The organism is Enterobacter wuhouensis (genome assembly GCF_035835995.1).
Lineage (GTDB): Bacteria > Pseudomonadota > Gammaproteobacteria > Enterobacterales > Enterobacteriaceae > Enterobacter > Enterobacter wuhouensis.
Map to the genome: position 1 here is coordinate 2833833 of NZ_CP142124.1, position 19667 is coordinate 2853499.

Annotated in this window: 18 protein-coding genes; 5 read left to right on the top strand and 13 right to left on the bottom strand. The window is 57.4% G+C overall.

Annotation, left to right across the window (positions count from 1 at the left end):
- Window positions 1-75: 75 nt before the first annotated feature.
- The gene (locus VPX56_RS13650) at window positions 76-729 is read right to left on the bottom strand and encodes a tellurite resistance TerB family protein (protein WP_131632277.1); all 654 of its coding nucleotides are present in this window, start codon (window positions 727-729) and stop codon (window positions 76-78) included.
- 170 nt (window positions 730-899) lie between these two features.
- On the opposite strand from VPX56_RS13650, the gene purT reads away from it, so the two are divergent.
- Window positions 900-2078 (top strand): formate-dependent phosphoribosylglycinamide formyltransferase, encoded by a 1179-nt coding sequence (gene purT / locus VPX56_RS13655; protein WP_326466990.1) that lies wholly within the window; start codon window positions 900-902, stop codon window positions 2076-2078.
- A gap of 42 nt (window positions 2079-2120) precedes the next feature.
- Here the strand turns inward: purT and kdgA are convergent, their stop codons facing one another.
- The 3 genes from kdgA to zwf form a co-directional block, all read right to left on the bottom strand.
- Entirely contained in the window at window positions 2121-2762 is a 642-nt protein-coding gene (kdgA, locus tag VPX56_RS13660; RefSeq protein ID WP_131632276.1) for a bifunctional 4-hydroxy-2-oxoglutarate aldolase/2-dehydro-3-deoxy-phosphogluconate aldolase, read from the bottom strand.
- 39 nt (window positions 2763-2801) lie between these two features.
- The gene (gene edd / locus VPX56_RS13665; RefSeq protein ID WP_326466992.1) at window positions 2802-4613 is read right to left on the bottom strand and encodes a phosphogluconate dehydratase; all 1812 of its coding nucleotides are present in this window, start codon (window positions 4611-4613) and stop codon (window positions 2802-2804) included.
- Between the two features lie 234 nt (window positions 4614-4847).
- Window positions 4848-6323 (bottom strand): glucose-6-phosphate dehydrogenase, encoded by a 1476-nt coding sequence (gene zwf, locus VPX56_RS13670; protein ID WP_131632274.1) that lies wholly within the window; start codon window positions 6321-6323, stop codon window positions 4848-4850.
- A gap of 357 nt (window positions 6324-6680) precedes the next feature.
- Between zwf and VPX56_RS13675 the strand changes: the two genes are divergently transcribed.
- Together VPX56_RS13675 and pyk are read left to right on the top strand one after the other, a co-directional pair.
- On the top strand, window positions 6681-7550 hold the full coding sequence (locus VPX56_RS13675) for a MurR/RpiR family transcriptional regulator (RefSeq protein ID WP_119937233.1): 870 nt from the start codon (window positions 6681-6683) through the stop codon (window positions 7548-7550).
- Window positions 7551-7665: 115 nt separating this feature from the next.
- Window positions 7666-9108 (top strand): pyruvate kinase, encoded by a 1443-nt coding sequence (pyk, locus tag VPX56_RS13680; RefSeq protein WP_131632273.1) that lies wholly within the window; start codon window positions 7666-7668, stop codon window positions 9106-9108.
- Window positions 9109-9148: 40 nt separating this feature from the next.
- Here the strand turns inward: pyk and lpxM are convergent, their stop codons facing one another.
- From lpxM to znuA, 3 genes are all read right to left on the bottom strand, one after another.
- Window positions 9149-10120 (bottom strand): lauroyl-Kdo(2)-lipid IV(A) myristoyltransferase, encoded by a 972-nt coding sequence (gene lpxM / locus VPX56_RS13685; RefSeq protein WP_263610126.1) that lies wholly within the window; start codon window positions 10118-10120, stop codon window positions 9149-9151.
- 126 nt (window positions 10121-10246) lie between these two features.
- On the bottom strand, window positions 10247-11566 hold the full coding sequence (mepM, locus tag VPX56_RS13690) for a murein DD-endopeptidase MepM (RefSeq protein WP_131632271.1): 1320 nt from the start codon (window positions 11564-11566) through the stop codon (window positions 10247-10249).
- Window positions 11567-11581: 15 nt separating this feature from the next.
- On the bottom strand, window positions 11582-12526 hold the full coding sequence (gene znuA, locus VPX56_RS13695; protein WP_263610127.1) for a zinc ABC transporter substrate-binding protein ZnuA: 945 nt from the start codon (window positions 12524-12526) through the stop codon (window positions 11582-11584).
- Between the two features lie 77 nt (window positions 12527-12603).
- On the opposite strand from znuA, the gene znuC reads away from it, so the two are divergent.
- Complete coding sequence (gene znuC, locus VPX56_RS13700) at window positions 12604-13359, top strand: zinc ABC transporter ATP-binding protein ZnuC (protein ID WP_263610128.1); 756 nt, start codon at window positions 12604-12606, stop codon at window positions 13357-13359.
- Window positions 13356-14141, top strand: a complete 786-nt coding sequence (znuB, locus tag VPX56_RS13705; RefSeq protein WP_131632269.1) for a zinc ABC transporter permease subunit ZnuB — start codon at window positions 13356-13358, stop codon at window positions 14139-14141. The genes znuC and znuB overlap by 4 nt, the downstream gene beginning before the upstream one ends.
- Window positions 14142-14229: 88 nt before the next feature.
- Here the strand turns inward: znuB and ruvB are convergent, their stop codons facing one another.
- From ruvB to aspS, 6 genes are all read right to left on the bottom strand, one after another.
- Window positions 14230-15240, bottom strand: a complete 1011-nt coding sequence (ruvB, locus tag VPX56_RS13710; protein ID WP_131632268.1) for a Holliday junction branch migration DNA helicase RuvB — start codon at window positions 15238-15240, stop codon at window positions 14230-14232.
- An 8-nt stretch (window positions 15241-15248) separates the two neighbouring features.
- Entirely contained in the window at window positions 15249-15863 is a 615-nt protein-coding gene (gene ruvA, locus VPX56_RS13715; RefSeq protein ID WP_023312236.1) for a Holliday junction branch migration protein RuvA, read from the bottom strand.
- An 81-nt stretch (window positions 15864-15944) separates the two neighbouring features.
- A complete protein-coding gene (gene ruvC, locus VPX56_RS13720; protein ID WP_003859749.1) occupies window positions 15945-16466 on the bottom strand; it encodes a crossover junction endodeoxyribonuclease RuvC in 522 nt (173 codons plus the stop codon).
- 34 nt (window positions 16467-16500) lie between these two features.
- The gene (locus tag VPX56_RS13725) at window positions 16501-17241 is read right to left on the bottom strand and encodes a YebC/PmpR family DNA-binding transcriptional regulator (RefSeq protein WP_040075122.1); all 741 of its coding nucleotides are present in this window, start codon (window positions 17239-17241) and stop codon (window positions 16501-16503) included.
- A gap of 27 nt (window positions 17242-17268) precedes the next feature.
- Window positions 17269-17712: a dihydroneopterin triphosphate diphosphatase gene (gene nudB / locus VPX56_RS13730; RefSeq protein ID WP_131632267.1), complete on the bottom strand. Its 444-nt coding sequence runs from the start codon at window positions 17710-17712 to the stop codon at window positions 17269-17271.
- Between the two features lies 1 nt (window position 17713).
- On the bottom strand, window positions 17714-19486 hold the full coding sequence (gene aspS / locus VPX56_RS13735) for an aspartate--tRNA ligase (protein ID WP_326467000.1): 1773 nt from the start codon (window positions 19484-19486) through the stop codon (window positions 17714-17716).
- Between the last annotated feature and the right edge of the window lie 181 nt (window positions 19487-19667).

Consider the following 19667-nt stretch of genomic DNA (forward strand, 5'->3'; position numbering starts at 1 on the left):
ACTTATGAGTTTTACACCCTATAAGGGTGGCAAAACCCACGCATGATGCAAGCGAAACGTGGCCTCATGGGTTAATTACACGCCCTGCAACGTCTGTTTTTGCTGCTGAATATCCTTTTCGATGCCCTCCCGAACCTCCTGAGGGATTTTCAGCGCATCGCCCAGCGCGTTTAGGTAGCTACGCTCCATAAAGTGGTCGATATCGATGGCGGCGCAGCTCAGGAAGTAAAGCTCAAGCGCCTCCTCCTCGTTTTTGACGCTTTGCGCCAGACGCTGAGGGTCAAGGGGTTGTTCAATGGCCTGCGCGACCAGCGTTCTGCCCTGCTCTTCAACACCGGCTTCACGCAGCTGTTCCTCTATTGCAGAGCGTTCTCTGTCGTCGATATGCCCGTCGCTTTTCGCGGCAAACACCAGCGCCAGAATGAGCCTTTCGGTACGGATATCCAGCGGCGAGACGTGCTGCCCGTACTGCGGTTCGTCCTGATGCGCGGTACGTACCTTATCCTTGTATTTATTCCACAGCACGGTCCCGGCAATGGCCCCCCCGCCCGCGAGCAGCGCGCCGGTGCCGTATTTTGCCAGCAGCTTGCGCGATGACTTGTTGGCGACCAGCAGGCCCGCCAGCCCGCCGAGCGCGCCCGGCACCAGCAGCTTGCTCAGCCCCTGCTCGCCAGACGCCCCGGCTTTCTGACCCAGCATGGATTGCAATTGATTTAACCAGCCTGACATGATTTCCCTCACTTAGCAGTGCATATGCTTCACAGACTAAGCGAGCAGACGTCAGGAAATGTCTGTTGGCGCTAAAGAAGCGCAAATTTCCGCACGCCGCTGATGTCCCTGACAAGACACGCGCAAACGTTTTCGTTTATACTCCCCGCAACTTTTTCAGGGGGAATATTATGACTCTTTTAGGAACTGCGCTGCGTCCTGCCGCGACGCGCGTTATGCTGTTGGGATCGGGTGAACTGGGTAAAGAAGTGGCCATCGAGTGCCAGCGCCTGGGTGTTGAAGTGATTGCCGTGGATCGTTACCCCGACGCCCCTGCGATGCACGTTGCCCATCGCGCCTGCGTGATTAACATGCTTGACGGTGAGGCGCTGCGCGCGCTTATTGCGAAAGAGCAGCCTCATTTCGTGGTGCCTGAAATCGAAGCCATCGCCACAGATACGCTGATCGCTCTAGAGCAGGAAGGCCAGCGCGTTGTTCCGTGCGCGAAAGCCGCGAAGCTGACCATGAACCGGGAGGGCATTCGTCGCCTGGCGGCGGAAGATCTCCAGCTCCCCACCTCCAGCTACCGTTTTGCCGGTGACAAAACCGAGTTTCTTCACGCCGTGGAGGAAATTGGCTACCCGTGCATCATAAAGCCGGTGATGAGTTCGTCCGGTAAAGGGCAAAGCTATATCCGCGACAGCAGCGCGCTGGACCGCGCCTGGGACTACGCGCAGCAGGGCGGTCGCGCCGGGGCCGGACGGGTTATCGTTGAAGGCGTGGTGAAGTTTGATTTTGAAATTACCCTCCTGACCGTCAGCGCCGTGGACGGCGTCCACTTCTGCGATCCGATTGGTCACCGTCAGGAAGACGGCGACTATCGTGAATCCTGGCAGCCGCAGCAGATGAGCGCCCTGGCGCTGTCGCGCGCGCAGGAGATCGCCCGCAAAACCGTACTGGCGCTGGGCGGCTACGGCCTGTTCGGCGTGGAGCTCTTCGTCTGCGGTGACGAGGTGATTTTCAGCGAAGTCTCCCCTCGCCCGCACGATACCGGCATGGTGACGCTCATTTCGCAGGATCTCTCCGAGTTCGCCCTGCACGTGCGCGCCTTCCTCGGCCTGCCCGTTGGCGGCATTCGACAGTACGGCCCGTCGGCATCGGCAGCGATCCTGCCTCAGCTCATCAGCCAGAACGTGACGTTTGATAACGTAGAAGGTGCCGTGGGCGCAGGCCTGCAGGTCCGCTTGTTCGGCAAGCCGGAGATCGCGGGAACCCGTCGTCTGGGCGTGGCATTAGCCACCGGGGATAATGTTGACGACGCCGTGGCGAGAGCGAAAGAAGCCGCTGCGAGCGTTAAGATAGCAGGATAAAAAAAACGGGCCAAAAGGCCCGTTTTTCATGCTGCGAAGAGCTTACTGCTTCGCACCTTCAACCGCTTCGCGAGCCAGCTTGGTGATGCGATCCCAGTCGCCGGCTTCCAGCGCGTCCGCCGGCACCAGCCAGGAACCGCCGATGCACAGCACGCTCTTCAGCGCCAGGTAGTCGCGGTAGTTGGCAGGAGAGATACCGCCGGTTGGGCAGAAGCGAACCTGAGAGAAAGGACCCGCAATCGCCTGCAGCGCCTTGGTGCCGCCGTTGGCTTCCGCAGGGAAGAATTTAAACTCTTTCAGGCCGTAGTCCATGCCCAGCATCAGTTCAGACACGGTGCTGATACCTGGGATCAGAGGAATAGAACCTTCGGTTGCCGCTTTCAGCAGCGGCTCGGTCAGGCCAGGGCTGATAGCGAACTGGGCGCCCGCTTCGGTTACGTCAGCCAGCTGCTGTGCATTCAGAACGGTACCCGCACCGATAATCGCGTCCGGCACCTCTTTTGCGATAGCGCGGATCGCGTCCATCGCGCATGCGGTACGCAGGGTCACTTCCAGAACGCGTACGCCGCCCGCAACCAGCGCTTTCGCCATCGGTACAGCGTGCTCCAGCTTGTTTACCACGATAACCGGCACGACAGGGCCAGTGGTCAGGATTGCTTCTGCACTTGTTTTCCAGTTTTTCATCAGAGTTTTCTCTCGCCAGATCGTTAAAATCAAGTCGTCTTAAAACGTAATACAGGTTGCGCCCTGCTCCGCACCGGAGAGTTTCTCACGCAGCGCGCTGAACATTTCGCGTCCGGTCCCCACGCGCGATGCGCTCAGGTCAGGAATATGGGGCTGACGTGCCGCCAGCTCGGCGTCATCGACCAGCAGGGTTAACTCGCCCGTCTGGCCGTTAACGCGGATAATATCGCCATCGCGCACTTTCGCCAGCAAACCGCCGTCGTAGGCTTCCGGGGTCACATGGATAGCAGAAGGCACTTTACCTGATGCGCCTGACAGGCGTCCATCGGTCACCAGCGCAATTTTGAAACGGCGGTCCAATAATACACCAAGTGGCGGCATAAGTTTATGTAATTCTGGCATCCCGTTGGCTTTTGGCCCCTGATGGCGCACGACGACCACGCAATCTTTGTCGAGCAGGCCCGCGTCAAATGCCGGCAATACGTCATGCTGGCTTTCAAATACGACCGCAGGCGCTTCAATGATCTGGTTCTCTTCCGGCACGGCAGAGGTTTTCATGACCGCACGTCCGAGGTTGCCGCTCAGCACCTTCGTGCCGCCGTGGTGAGAGAACGGTTTATCGATGGTGGCAATGACCTGCGCATCGAGCGATGCGCTCGCGCCATCGCGCCAGTCCAGCTCGCCGTTGTTCAGCCACGGTTCGAGGGTATAGCGCTGCAGGCCAAAGCCCGCCACGGTGTTGACATCTTCATGCAGCAGGCCGCCTTTCAGCAGTTCACGCATCAATACCGGCACGCCGCCGGCCGCCTGGAAGTGGTTGATGTCTGCCGGACCGTTCGGGTACAGGCGTGCCATCAGGGGCACTACGGCAGAGATATCAGAGAAATCATCCCAGTTGATCAGGATGCCCGCCGCACGCGCCATCGCTACGAGGTGCATGGTGTGGTTAGTTGATCCCCCGGTTGCCAGCAGGGCGACAATGCCGTTGACGACGACTTTTTCGTCAACCATTCTGCCCATTGGCATCCACTCATTGCCGTTCCCGGTCAGACGCGTCACCTGACGAGCCGCGGCTTCAGTCAGCGCCTGGCGCAGCGGCGCATCCGGCTGGATGAAGGACGAGCCAGGAAGCTGCATCCCCATAAACTCCACCACCATCTGGTTGGTGTTGGCGGTGCCGTAGAAGGTGCAGGTGCCCGGCGCATGGTAGGAGGCCGCTTCCGCTTCCAGCAGCGCCTGACGATCGGCCTTGCCTTCGGCATACAGCTGGCGGATACGCACTTTTTCTTTATTTGGCAGGCCGCTCGCCATCGGGCCGGAAGGGACGAAAATCGCCGGCAGATGACCGAATGACAGCGCCGCCATCACCAGGCCCGGGACGATCTTGTCGCACACGCCCAGATAGAGCGCGCCATCAAACATATTGTGAGACAGGCCCACCGCCGCGGACATCGCGATCACTTCGCGGCTCAGGAGCGACAGCTCCATCCCGTCCTGCCCCTGGGTCACGCCGTCGCACATGGCCGGTACGCCGCCTGCCACTTGCCCCACCGCGTTCACGCTGTGCAGTGCTTTACGAATGATGTTCGGATAGACCTCATACGGCTGGTGCGCGGAGAGCATGTCGTTATAGGAGGTAATGATGGCGATATTGTTACGCAGCATGCTCTTAAGCGCGTCTTTATCACCGGGCTGACAGGCGGCGAAGCCGTGGGCCAGGTTACCGCAGGCCAGCTGCGAGCGGTGTACGGTTTCGCTCTTTGCCTGCTCAATGCGGGCGAGGTAGGCAGAACGCGTCTCTTTTGAGCGTTCGATAATGCGTTGTGTTACGCGTAACAATGTCGGATTCATAAAGGCTCCTCAAATTTATCTGTCCGGGCTCGGGAGTTTACAAAGTCGCAGGCGGTTGTTAACAACGCTGAAACGCTTGCTGTCCGGAGCTCAGGGGCAAAATCGCTTCCGGCAGTGTAATAAAAAAAGCTCCGCGGGTGAATCCACGCGGAGCTTAAAAGATTAAAAATTGTGCCACTAGCTGTGTTAGATCATGTTACCGGTAAAATAACACCTTCGGGCTAGAGGGTTACGCTACTCGAACTCGTTCCAGGAGCGGCCATCGCGGGTAATCATCGCCACGGAGGCAACAGGCCCCCAGGTCCCCGCCTGATACGGTTTAGGCGCGTCCTGATCGGCAGCCCAGGCTTCGGTAATGGAGTCGACCCACTTCCACGCCTCTTCCACCTCATCGCGACGCACGAACAGCGCCTGAATACCGCGCATGGTTTCCAGCAGCAGACGCTCGTAAGCATCGGCCAGGTGCGTCTGGTTGAAGGTTTCGGAGTAGCTCAGATCCAGCTTGGTGGTCTGCAGGTTGTGCTTGTGGTCCAGGCCCGGCACTTTGTTGAGGATCTGGATATCCACGCCTTCGTCCGGCTGCAGACGGATGGTCAGCTTGTTCTGCGGCAGCTCCTGCCAGGACTCTTTGAACAGGTTCAGCTCAGGATTTTTGAAGTAGACAACCACTTCAGAGCATTTGGCCGGCAGACGTTTGCCGGTGCGCAGGTAGAACGGCACGCCCGCCCAGCGCCAGTCGTCGATATCCACGCGGATCGCCACGAACGTTTCGGTGTTGCTGGCCTTGTTCGCGCCCTCTTCTTCCAGATAGCCAGGCACTTTTTTACCCTGTGCAAACCCGGCGGTATACTGGCCGCGAACGGTCTTCTCACGCACGTTGGAGCGGTCAATGCGGCGCAGGGACTTCAGCACCTTCACTTTCGCGTCGCGGATGCTGTCCGCGGTGAGATCGGACGGCGGAGACATAGCGATCATGCACAGAATTTGCAGCAGGTGGTTCTGGATCATGTCGCGCATCTGGCCGGCCTGATCAAAGTAACCCCAGCGACCTTCGATACCCACCTCTTCGGCCACGGTGATTTCCACGTGATCGATGGTGCGATTATCCCAGTTGTTGACGAACAGGGAGTTGGCAAAGCGCAGCGCCAGCAGGTTCAGCACCGTTTCTTTACCGAGATAGTGGTCGATACGGTAAACCTGGCACTCTTCGAAGTATTCGCCAACCTGGTCATTAATCTCGCGGGAGGTGGCCAGCGAGGTACCCAGCGGCTTTTCCATGACGACGCGAGCAGGCTTGGCGTTCAGTTTTGCTTCGCCCAAACCTTTGCAGATGGCACCGAAGGTGCTTGGCGGCATGGCGAAATAGTTAATGGTGACGCGGTTTTTCTGATCGAGCATGTCGCCCAGGCGGGTAAACGCACTGACGTCGTTCACGTCCAGGTTGCAGAAATCGAGGCGCCCGCTCAGCGTATCCCACAGGCTTTCATCAATTTTCTCTTTCATGAAAGTTTCGAGCGCTTCACGCACGACTTTGGTATAAGCGTCCTTGTCCCAGTCGGCGCGCCCTACGCCCAGGATACGCGTATCCGGATGAATCTGGCCCGCTTTCTCAAGTTGATACAGGGAAGGCAGCAATTTTCGGCGTGCAAGGTCGCCTTTCGCGCCGAAAATGACCAGGTCACATGCCTGGGCTGTTTGCGTTACCGCCATGTCATTCTCCTCAGTTGGATCACCTGGTGCTTCTGCCAGGTATCGTTGTAATTTTATTACAATGCACTGTACTGCTTTTACGTCATTCCCGAAACCATTAGCGCTTAACCTCGCGTGCGATACCGCGATTTTTCGCCTGTAAGCCCCATACGGCGCAGCAATAACGTGAAAAGCGTTGATTCTTTGAACTAAAAGGGCATAACAAAACCCGACATCGATCAAGTAATGAAAAAAAACAACAACATTTCTTGCCGACTGTTACCCTTTAGGAAAACACAGGGGTAATATCGGCTAAAACGACTCACGATTTCATCTATACATGAAATCGTTTCCATCCCCAAGAGCGCCTTGTTAACAATGAACATGCTGGAAAAAATCCAGTTTCAACTGGAACACCTTAGCAAATCCGAGCGAAAAGTGGCCGAGGTTATTCTCGCCTCTCCCGCTCAGGCGATTCATTCAAGCATCGCCGCTCTGGCGCAGGAATCAGGCGTCAGCGAACCGACGGTCAATCGATTCTGCCGCAGCCTGGAAACGCGCGGCTTCCCTGATTTTAAACTGCATCTGGCACAAAGTCTGGCAAACGGCACGCCCTATGTTAATCGCAATGTGGATGAAGACGACAGCGTAGATGCATACACGGCGAAAATATTTGAGTCGGCCATGGCGACCCTCGACCACGTACGCCAGTCCCTGGACATGAGTTCGGTTAATCGCGCGGTTGATTTGCTGACGCAGGCCAAACGCATCGCGTTCTTCGGTCTTGGATCATCGGCTGCCGTGGCGCACGATGCGATGAATAAATTTTTCCGCTTCAACGTGCCGGTTATTTATTCTGACGACATCGTCCTGCAACGCATGAGCTGTATGAACTGTAGCGAAGACGATGTGGTGGTTCTGATCTCCCACACGGGCCGAACCAAGAGCCAGGTTGAGCTGGCGCAGCTGGCGCGTGAAAACGATGCCATGGTCATTGCCCTGACGACGGCGGGCACGCCGCTGGCGCGCGAAGCGACGCTCGCCATCACCCTGGACGTGCCGGAAGATACCGATATGTACATGCCGATGGTGTCTCGCCTGGCGCAGCTTACGGTCATTGACGTGCTGGCGACCGGTTTTACCTTACGCCGGGGCGCAAAATTCAGAGATAACTTGAAGCGAGTCAAGGAAGCGCTCAAGGAATCGCGTTTTGATAAAGAATTGCTTATAAAGAGCGATGTTCCCTAATAACTAAGATGTAACGATTTACGGCATTCGGCCCGCTCCCCGTCGCCTTGCGGCAGATGAAGGCCGATTCTATGTTCACGCAACACCAAAGTTGTTTCAGTCAACGGAGTATTACATGTCCAGAAGGCTTCGCAGAACCAAGATCGTAACCACCTTAGGCCCAGCTACCGATCGCGATAATAATCTCGAAAAGATTATCGCCGCAGGTGCCAACGTGGTGCGTATGAACTTCTCTCACGGTACGCCAGAAGACCATAAGTTACGTGCAGACAAAGTGCGTGAGATCGCGGCTAAACTCGGCCGCCACGTTGCAATCCTCGGTGACCTTCAGGGTCCAAAAATTCGCGTTTCAACCTTCAAAGAAGGTAAAGTTTTCCTCAATATCGGCGACAAGTTCCTGCTTGATGCCAACCTGAGCAAAGGCGAAGGCGATAAAGAAAAGGTCGGTATCGACTATAAGGGCTTGCCTGCTGACGTGGTGCCGGGCGACATTCTGCTGCTCGACGACGGTCGTGTGCAGCTCAAGGTGCTGGAAGTTCAGGGGATGAAGGTGTTCACCGAAGTCACCGTCGGCGGCCCTCTCTCCAACAACAAGGGCATCAACAAGCTCGGCGGCGGCCTCTCTGCCGAAGCGCTGACCGAGAAAGACAAAGCGGACATCGTCACCGCCGCGCAGATTGGCGTGGATTACCTTGCCGTCTCCTTCCCGCGCTGCGGCGAAGACCTGAACTACGCCCGTCGTCTGGCGCGCGATGCGGGCTGCGATGCAAAAATCGTAGCCAAGGTTGAACGTGCTGAAGCGGTGTGCGATCAGGACGCCATGGACGACGTGATTCTGGCGTCTGACGTGGTCATGGTTGCCCGTGGTGATTTGGGCGTTGAAATTGGCGACCCTGAGCTGGTCGGCATTCAGAAAGCGCTGATCCGTCGCGCACGCCAGCTCAACCGCGCGGTGATCACCGCGACCCAGATGATGGAGTCGATGATTACCAACCCGATGCCAACCCGTGCGGAAGTCATGGACGTAGCAAACGCCGTTCTGGACGGTACCGATGCGGTGATGCTGTCGGCTGAAACGGCCGCAGGCCAGTATCCGGCTGAAACCGTCGCGGCAATGGCGCGCGTGTGTCTGGGTGCGGAAAAAATCCCAAGCATCAACGTCTCTAAGCACCGCCTGGACATTCAGTTCGACAACGTGGAAGAAGCGATTGCGATGTCCGCCATGTACGCGGCGAACCACCTGAAAGGCGTTACCGCGATCATCACCATGACCGAATCCGGCCGTACCGCGCTGATGACCTCACGCATCAGCTCCGGCCTGCCAATCTTCGCGATGTCCCGCCATGAGCGCACGCTGAACCTGACGGCGCTGTACCGCGGCGTGACGCCGGTTCACTTCGACAGCACCAGCGACGGCGTTGCCGCCGCGCACGATGCGGTAAATCTGCTGCGCGACAAAGGCTACCTTGTGTCCGGTGATATCGTGATTGTGACGCAGGGTGACGTGATGAGCACCATCGGCTCCACCAATACCACCCGCGTATTGACCGTAGAGTAAGACATGACGCCCTCTCCCCTGCGGGGAGAGGGCGTGTTTTTCATTTCTTCGGGAAAAGCTCTTTGCGCTTGTACGGCTCTTTTTCACCCGGCTTGCGCGTTTTGAGCAGCTTAAGTATCCACGTGTACTGTTCGGTATGCGGCCCCACCAGCAGTTCAACCTCTTCGTTCATGCGGCGCGCGATGGTGTAATCGTCGGCAGTGAGCAAGTCGTCCATAGGCGGACGCACTTCGATGCTGAGACGATGCGTTTTACCGTCGTAGACCGGGAACAGAGGGATAACGCGGGCGCGACAGACCTTCATCAGGCGACCGATCGCGGGGAGCGTGGCTTTGTAGGTAGCAAAGAAATCGACGAACTCGCTGTGCTCGGGACCGTGATCCTGATCCGGGAGATAGTAGCCCCAGTATCCCTGACGCACGGACTGAATAAACGGCTTGATCCCATCGTTACGCGCGTGCAGGCGACCGCCAAAGCGGCGACGCACGGTGTTCCAGACGTAATCAAAGATTTTATTCCCCTGATTATGGAACATGGCCGCCATTTTCTGCCCCTGCGACGCCATCAGCATCGCCGGAATATCCACGCCCCAGCCGTGAGGCACGAGGAAAATCACTTTTTCATCGTTTTGGCGCATCTCTTCAATGATGTCCAGCCCTTTCCAGTCAACGCGGCTTAGGATCTTCTCAGGCCCTTTCAGCGCCAGCTCCGCCATCATCGCCATGGCCTGCGGCGCGGTGGTGTACATGGCGTCAATAATCGCTTCACGCTCGGCGTCGCTTTTTTCAGGGAAACAGTAATAGAGGTTAATTTGCGCCCGGCGGCGAGCGCTTTTGCCCATCCGTCCGGCAAGACGACCTACCGTCCCCAGAATTGGGTCGCGAACGGATGCCGGAAGCATAGCAATACCGGCAAACGCGTACACGCCAAGCCAGGCTCCCCAGCTGCGCGGATGACGGAACGACGGCTCAAACTCAGGAATGTACTCAATGTTATTTTTTTTTGTTTCCATGCTGATTCCAGGGAAGAGAAAGCGAAAAAAGGAATAATGCGGATAGTGTAGCGAGGCAGGCGCTCAGGCACAAAAGAAAAAGCCGGCGCTCGCGGGCACCGGCTTTCGATTCGACAGATGAGTGGCTTAGTCGAAGCGCAGCTGCGGCATCACCTCTTTGACCTGCGCCAGGTAATCAGTACGATCTTTACCCGTCAGCCCTTCGGTACGCGGCAGCTTCGCCGTCAGCGGGTTTACCGCCTGCTGGTTGATCCACACTTCATAGTGCAGGTGCGGGCCGGTAGAACGTCCGGTGTTACCGGAAAGCGCAATGCGGTCACCGCGCTTCACTTTCTGACCCGGCTTAACCAGCAGCTTACGCAGGTGCATGTAACGGGTGGTATACGTACGACCGTGACGAATGGCCACATAGTATCCCGCCGCCCCGCTGCGTTTTGCCATTACCACTTCGCCATCGCCAACGGAGAGCACGGGCGTACCCTGCGGCATCGCGAAGTCAACGCCACGGTGCGGCGCAACGCGGCCGGTGACCGGGTTCAGTCGACGCGGGTTAAAGTTGGACGAGACGCGGAACTGTTTTGCCGTCGGGAAGCGCAGGAAGCCCTTCGCAAGCCCCGTACCGCTGCGGTCGTAGAATTTGCCGTCCTCCGCGCGAATGGCGTAGTAGTCTTTGCCATCGGAACGCAAACGAACGCCGACCAGCTGGCTCTGCTCACGCTTGCCGTCCAGCATTTCACGGGACATCAGTACGGAGAACTCATCGCCTTTTTTGAGCTTGCGGAAGTCCATCTGCCACTGCATGGCTTTAATCACCGAACTGATCTCGGCGCTGGTCAGGCCCGCATCACGCGCGCTGGAAACGAAGCTCGCGCCAACGGTGCCTTTCATTACGCTGTTAACCCAGTCGCCCTGCTGCATTTCGCTGGTCATTTTGAAACCGTTTGCAGTGCGATCGTAGGTGCGGGTTTCGCGGCGCGACATCTCCCACGTCAGGCGCTGTAAGTCGCCGTCTGCGGTTAGGGTCCAGGAGAGCTGCTGACCAATTTTCAGGTTACGCAGCTCTTTGTCGGAGGCTGCAAGCTGGCTGATGTTGCTCATGTCGATGCCGTACTGGTTAAGGACGCTGCTCAGCGTATCGCCAGTGGAAACAACATACTCATGAATACCCGCCTCGTTCTGGATCTTGTCATCCAGCTCATCCTGCGGGATCGCTTCATCTTCCTGCGCGGCCTGATCGATAGGCTCGCTGGCCTCCGGCAGCAAAGAGCGGATTTCGCTCTTCTCAAGCTCGATGGTTTTGATGATGGGGGCAGAACTCGGGTGGTAAACATAGGGCCGCCAGACGGCGACCGCTAGGGTGAGAACTGTAAGCGACCCCAGCATGACGCGATGGGGTCGAGGCAGATTATTAAATGCCAGGGCGACAGAGCGGGCTATCTGTTGCACGTATCCACTTCCTCGTTAATCTCCTTTCAGGCAGCTCGCATACTGGTTCGCCAGTTGGCTGAGGAACTGCGAATAGCTCGCTTTGCTCAACTGGATGTTCGTACCTAGCGGGTCAAGGGTTCCCATGCGCACGGAAGTCCCCCTGGCCACGGCTTCTACGACCGCTGGCCTGAACTGTGGCTCAGCAAAAACGCACGTTGCTTTTTGCTCAACCAACTGTGTTCTGATCTCATGTAAACGCTGCGCACCAGGCTGTATTTCAGGGTTGACGGTAAAATGCCCCAGCGGGGTCAGGCCGTAGTGTTTTTCGTAATAGCCGTAGGCGTCATGAAAAACGAAATACCCTTTTCCTTTCAGCGGCGCGAGCTCGTTACCCACCTGCTTATCGGTTGCGGCTAATTGTGCCTCAAAATCTTTCAGGTTGGCGTCAAGTTTGGCTCGACTTTGCGGCATAAGTTCCACTAATTTGTCATGGATTGCAACCGCCGAAAGCCTTGCTATCTCTGGGGAGAGCCAGAGATGCATGTTGTACTCGCCATGATGGTGATCGTCGTCACCTTTTTCGGCATGAGCGTGGTCGTGGTCATGCTCATCACCGTCGTCGTCAGTCCCTTTCATGAGCAAGGGCTTCACGCCCGAAAGCTCGGCGATAGTGACCTGTTTTTTATCGGGCACCTGTTTCGCCGATTTTTGCATGAACGCTTCCATCTCCGGACCAATCCACACAACTAAGTCCGCGTTTTGTAAGCGTTTTACGTCGGACGGACGCAGAGAATAATCGTGTTCAGAAGCGCCATCCGGCAGTAGAACCTGCGTCTCCGTCACCCCATCTGCAATGGCGGATGCAATGAATCCAAGCGGTTTAAGCGAAGCGACAACAGCGGCGTTAACATCTTGTGCTGTTGTACCCCAAAGGGCAGCGGATAATGCTGCGAAAAGAAGCGTATTTTTATGTAACATAATGCGACTAATCATCGTAATAAGTTCGGTGAATGTGATATTATAACATTCGTTGACTTCTGCAAGCTTAAATTGACATGACGACTTTGGTTACTCTTGAAAATATTTCGGTGTCATTCGGCCAGCGCCGCGTCCTCTCTGACGTCTCGCTGGATCTGAAACCCGGCAAAATTCTGACGCTGCTCGGGCCGAACGGCGCGGGTAAATCCACGCTGGTGCGCGTGGTTCTGGGTTTGGTAGCACCTGATGAAGGTGTGATCAAACGCGAAGAAAAACTGCGAATCGGCTATGTGCCGCAAAAACTCCATCTGGATGCCACCCTGCCGCTGACGGTCAGCCGCTTTCTGCGCCTGCGCCCCGGCACGCGCAAAGCAGACATTCTCCCTGCCCTTAAGCGCGTGCAGGCGGGTCATCTGATGGACGCACCCTTACAGAAGCTCTCCGGCGGTGAAACGCAGCGCGTGCTGCTCGCGCGGGCGCTGCTAAGCAGCCCTCAGCTGCTGGTCCTGGACGAACCTACGCAGGGCGTTGACGTTAACGGCCAAGTCGCGCTTTATGATCTGATTGACCAGCTGCGCTGCGAGCTTAACTGCGCAGTCCTGATGGTTTCCCACGATCTGCATCTGGTGATGGCGAAAACCGACGAAGTGCTGTGCCTTAACCATCACATCTGCTGTTCGGGTACGCCCGAAGTCGTTTCGATGCATCCGGAGTTTATCTCTATGTTTGGACATCGCGGCGCCGAGCAGCTTGGCATCTATCGCCATAATCACAATCACCGCCACGATTTACAGGGACGAATTGTCCTGCGCCGGGGAAATGGACGCTCATGATTGAACTGTTACTGCCCGGCTGGCTGGCCGGGATTATGCTTGCCTGCGCCGCGGGCCCGCTTGGCTCGTTTGTGGTCTGGCGCAGAATGTCCTATTTCGGCGATACCCTTGCGCACGCGTCTCTGCTCGGCGTGGCCTTTGGCCTGCTGCTGAACGTCAACCCGTTCTATGCCGTTATCGTGGTCACGCTGCTGCTGGCCGGGGGGCTGGTCTGGCTGGAAAAACGCCCTCACCTCGCGATAGACACGCTGCTTGGCATTATGGCGCACAGCGCCCTGTCGCTGGGTCTGGTGGTGGTGAGCCTGATGTCCAACATCCGCGTTGACCTGATGGCCTACCTGTTTGGCGATTTGCTTGCCGTTACGCCGGAAGATCTGATCTCGATCGCCATTGGCGTAGCGGTGGTGCTTGGCATTCTGCTCTGGCAGTGGCGTAACCTGCTGGCGATGACCGTCAGCCCCGATCTGGCCTTTGTCGACGGCGTGAAGCTCCAGCGCGTGAAGCTGCTGTTGATGCTGGTGACGGCGTTAACCATCGGCGTAGCGATGAAGTTTGTCGGGGCGCTGATCATCACCTCACTGCTGATTATACCTGCGGCCACGGCCCGTCGCTTTGCACGGACGCCGGAGCAGATGGCGGGTGTGGCGGTAATTATCGGAATGATTGCGGTAACGGGTGGGTTAACCTTCTCGGCGTTTTACGACACGCCTGCGGGTCCGTCGGTGGTGCTGTGTGCGGCGGCGCTGTTTATCTTCAGTATGATGAAGAAGACCGCACAGTAGCGGGTATGTCCCCGGTGGCGCTTCGCTTACCGGGGCTACAAAGGCCAAATTGTAGGCCGGGTAAGGCGTAGCCGCCACCCGGCATTTTTTATGGCATTGCGGGCGGAGTTATGCCGAAATGATTCCACGCCCGCACCGTTGCCATGCGCCCGCGCGGGGTACGCTGCAGGAAGCCCTGCTGGATCAGATACGGCTCCAGCACGTCCTCAATCGTCTCTCGCTCTTCACCGATAGCCGCCGCCAGGTTATCCAGCCCGACCGGGCCGCCGAAGAACTTATCCAGCACGGCCAGCAGCAGCTTGCGATCCATATAGTCGAAGCCTTCCGCATCCACGTTCAGCATATCCAGCGCCTGGGCTGCGATCTCAGCGGAAATCGTGCCGTCATGCTTCACTTCGGCAAAGTCACGCACGCGGCGCAGCAGGCGGTTGGCAATACGCGGCGTTCCGCGGGAACGCTTCGCCACTTCAAACGCGCCCTCTTCGCTCATCTCCAGCCCCATATAGCGAGCACTGCGGCCAACGATATGCTGAAGGTCGGGCACCTGGTAAAACTCCAGGCGCTGAACGATGCCGAAGCGGTCGCGCAGCGGAGAGGTTAGCGACCCGGCGCGCGTCGTGGCACCAATCAGGGTGAACGGCGGCAGGTCGATTTTGATGGAGCGTGCCGCCGGGCCTTCGCCAATCATGATATCCAGCTGGTAATCTTCCATTGCCGGATAAAGCACTTCTTCTACTACCGGCGACAGGCGGTGGATCTCATCGATAAACAGCACGTCGTGAGGCTCAAGGTTGGTCAGCATCGCCGCCAGGTCCCCCGCCTTCTCCAGCACCGGACCGGAGGTGGTGCGCAGGTTCACGCCCATTTCATTGGCGACGATATTCGCCAGCGTGGTTTTGCCTAACCCCGGCGGGCCGAAAATCAGCAGGTGATCGAGCGCATCGCCGCGCAGCTTGGCCGCCTGGATGAAGATTTCCATCTGGGAACGGACCTGCGGCTGGCCAATATACTCATCAAGCAGCTTCGGGCGGATCGCACGATCCACCACGTCTTCTGCCTGAAGGGTGCCTGCCGATACCAGGCGGTCTGCTTCAATCATCCTTTACCTCACAATGCAGCGCGCAGCGCTTCACGAATCAGAGTTTCACTGCTGGCGTCCGGTTTGGCAATTTTGCTCACCATACGGCTGGCCTCCTGAGGTTTATAGCCCAGCGCCACCAGCGCGGCAACCGCTTCCTGCTCGGCGTCATCATCCGTTGCAGGGCCGCCTGGCGAGGTCAGTACCAAATCGGCAGCCGGCGTGAACAGATCGCCGTGTAAGCCCTTAAAGCGGTCCTTCATTTCGACGATCAGACGTTCAGCGGTTTTCTTACCGATGCCCGGAAGCTTAATCAGCGCCGCGGGATCTTCGCGCTCAACGGCATTCACGAACTGTGGCGCAGACATGCCGGACAAAATCGCCAGCGCCAGCTTCGGCCCGACGCCGTTGGTTTTAATCAGCTCGCGGAACAGGGTGCGTTCCTGCTTGTTGTTGAAGCCGTACAGCAGCTGGGCATCTTCACGCACGACAAACTGGGTAAAGACAATCGCCTCTTTGCCCGCGTCCGGCAGCTCGTAGAAGCAGGTCATCGGCATATGGACTTCATAGCCCACGCCACCCACTTCCAGCAGCACTAACGGGGGTTGTTTTTCAATGATGATGCCTCTGAGTCTGCCTATCACGTGACGCTCCTGCGTTCTGAAAATTTTTTGACTGGCGACATAATAAAAAAAGGCTGGATGTTTATCCAGCCTGATTTACCATTATCGTAACCTGCCTCGCGCCAGATTGAGCCGCGACTCGCTCATTTGCATCGCGTTCTGGCTGACGTGGCAGTGGGTAATCGCAATCGCCAGCGCATCCGCGGCGTCGGCCTGCGGGTTCGCGGGAAGCTTCAGCAGGGTACGCACCATGTGCTGCACCTGGCTTTTCTCCGCGCTCCCAATGCCCACCACCGTCTGCTTTACCTGGCGTGCCGCGTATTCGAATACCGGCAAATCCTGGTTCACGGCGGCAACAATCGCTACGCCGCGCGCCTGACCGAGCTTTAGCGCCGAATCGGCGTTCTTCGCCATAAAGACCTGCTCAATGGCGAAATAGTCCGGCTGAAACTGGGTGATGATCTCCGACACGCCCGCATAGATGAGCTTGAGGCGCGACGGCAGATCGTCGACTTTGGTGCGAATACACCCGCTGCCCAGGTAGGTTAACTGGCGTCCAACCTGACGGATAACGCCATAACCGGTGACGCGTGAGCCTGGGTCAATCCCGAGAATAATCGACATCACGCGTCTCCCGTAACGGACTTATACGCTCTCATTAGAGAGTCGCTGCAACCTCATCAGAGATTTCACCGTTGTGATACACTTCCTGCACGTCGTCGCAGTCTTCGAGCATGTCGATCAGACGCAGCAGCTTAGGCGCAGTCTCTGCATCCATATCCGCTTTGGTGGACGGGATCATGGAGACTTCAGCGTTGTCCGCTTTCAGGCCAGCCGCTTCCAGCGCGTCGCGCACGGCGCCCATCTCTTCCCACGCGGTATAGACGTCGATAGCGCCGTCGTCGAAGGTCACCACGTCTTCCGCACCCGCTTCCAGCGCCGCTTCCATGATCACATCTTCATCACCTTTCTCGAAGGAGATAACGCCTTTTTTGCTGAACAGGTAAGCCACGGAACCGTCGGTGCCCAGGTTGCCACCGGTTTTGGTGAACGCGTGGCGCACTTCCGCAACGGTACGGTTACGGTTGTCAGACAGACATTCAACCATGACCGCTGTACCGCCAGGACCGTAACCTTCATAAATGATGGTTTCCATGTTCGCGTCTTCATCACCGCCCACGCCGCGCGCGATTGCACGGTTCAGGGTGTCACGCGTCATGTTGTTAGACAGTGCTTTATCGATAGCCGCGCGCAGACGTGGGTTAGATCCCGCATCGCCGCCGCCCAGACGCGCAGCCGTTACCAGCTCGCGAATGATTTTGGTAAAGATTTTACCGCGCTTGGCATCCTGTGCCGCTTTGCGGTGTTTGGTGTTGGCCCACTTACTATGACCTGCCATAAAAATATCCTCAAAGAGCGCGCCTTTTCAGGCAGCGTTAATTACAAATTCTTCAATCGCCTGCCGGTTGCTCCACGACTTGGTCAGCGAGGCAGCATCCGCCGCGTCTACCCAGCGGTAGGTCAGGTGTTCAGTGAACACGATTTCCCGCTCGTGGGGGAGCGCGAGACAGAACCAGGATTCCGTATTGCGTTCGATACCCGGCGCATAGCGATGACGTAAATGGCTAAAAATTTCAAACTCCACCGTGCGCTGACAGTCCTTCAGGGTCAGTTGCTCGCAGGCAACGTCAATGGTGACCTCTTCCTTTACTTCACGCGCGGCGGCCTGCGGCGCGGTCTCCCCCTCTTCCAGGCTGCCGGTAACCGACTGCCAGAAATCAGGATCGTCGCGCCGCTGCAACATCAGCACCCGCTTCGTGTCCTGGGCGTAAATTACAACTAAGACAGAAACGGGACGCTTATATGCCATATCAGTTTTTCTCTTCCTTCTTCACCACTTCAATGCCCAGCTCGGCCAGAGAGGCCGGGTTGGCAAAGCTTGGCGCTTCGGTCATCAGACACGCCGCTGCCGTGGTTTTCGGGAAGGCGATAACATCACGAATGTTGTCGGTGCCGGTCAGCAGCATGGTCAGACGGTCAAGACCGAATGCCAGACCCGCATGCGGCGGCGTACCGTATTTCAGCGCGTCCAGCAGGAAGCCGAATTTCTCGCGCTGCTCCTGCTCGTTAATGCCGAGAATGCCAAACACGGTCTGCTGCATTTCGCCGCTGTGGATACGCACGGAACCGCCGCCCACTTCATAGCCGTTGATGACCATATCGTAAGCGTTGGCGACCGCGTCTTCCGGTGCCGCTTTCAGCTCCGCCGCGCTCATGTCTTTTGGCGAGGTGAACGGGTGGTGCATTGCGGTCAGGCCGCCTTCACCGTCGTCTTCAAACATAGGGAAGTCGATAACCCACAGCGGCGCCCATTTGTTTTCGTCGGTGAGGTTCAGGTCTTTGCCGAGCTTCAGACGCAGCGCGCCCATGGCATCCGCGACCACTTTCTTGTTGTCTGCGCCGAAGAAGATCATGTCGCCGTCCTGCGCGCCGGTGCGCTCGAGGATCGCTTCCACGATGTCTGCGTTCAGGAATTTCGCCACCGGGCTGGTGATCCCTTCCAGACCCTTCGCGCGCTCGGTTACCTTAATATAGGCCAGCCCTTTCGCGCCGTAGATTTTAATGAAGTTACCGTAGTCGTCGATCTGCTTACGGCTCAGGGCAGCACCGCCCGGAACGCGCAGCGCCGCGACGCGACCTTTGGCATCGTTAGCCGGACCGGCAAATACCGCGAACTCGATGGATTTCACCAGGTCAGCCACGTCCACCAGCTCCATCGGGTTACGCAGGTCCGGTTTGTCAGAGCCGTAGCGGCGCTCGGCCTCGGCGAAGGTCATGATGGGGAAGTCGCCCAGCTCAACGCCTTTCACGTCGTTCCACAGGCCGCGCACCAGGGCTTCCATCACTTCACGCACCTGCTCGGCGGTCATGAAGGAGGTTTCTACGTCGATCTGGGTGAATTCTGGCTGACGATCAGCGCGCAGGTCTTCGTCGCGGAAGCATTTTACGATCTGGTAGTAGCGGTCGAAGCCGGACATCATCAGCAGCTGCTTGAACAGCTGCGGAGACTGCGGCAGCGCGTAGAATTTGCCTTTATGCACGCGGGACGGCACCAGGTAATCGCGCGCGCCTTCCGGCGTGGCCTTGGTCAGCATCGGGGTTTCGATATCGAGGAAACCGTGGTCATCCATAAAGCGACGCACCAGGCTGGTGATCTTCGCGCGGGTTTTCAGACGCTGAGCCATCTCCGGGCGACGCAGATCCAGGTAGCGGTATTTCAGACGCGCTTCTTCGGTGTTGACGTGGTTGGAGTCCAGCGGCAGCGCTTCGGCACGGTTAATGATAACGAGGTCAGACGCCAGGACTTCAATCGCACCGGTCGCCATGTCTGCGTTTACGTTTTTCTCGTCACGGGCGCGCACGGTGCCGGTGACCTGAATGCAGAACTCATTACGCAGTTCAGAAGCCAGCTTCAACGCCTCTGCGCGATCCGGATCGAAGAACACCTGAACGATACCTTCGCGGTCGCGCATATCGATGAAGATAAGGCTACCAAGATCACGACGACGGTTGACCCAACCACACAGGGTAACCTGCTGCCCGACGTGGGACTGACGCAGCTGCCCGCAATATTCTGTACGCATGAGATATCCCTTAATTAGCCGCAGGCTAAACGTTGCCTGATGTGCAGGCTACTATGTCGCAGCTTTCTGTATGTCACAACTGGATGAAAAAAGGCGGCTATTATACTGGAAATTCCGCCGGACGATAAGAGAGAAGCGCGGCCTGACGGTCGTTTGCTGCGCTCTTATTGCGCATTCTCAC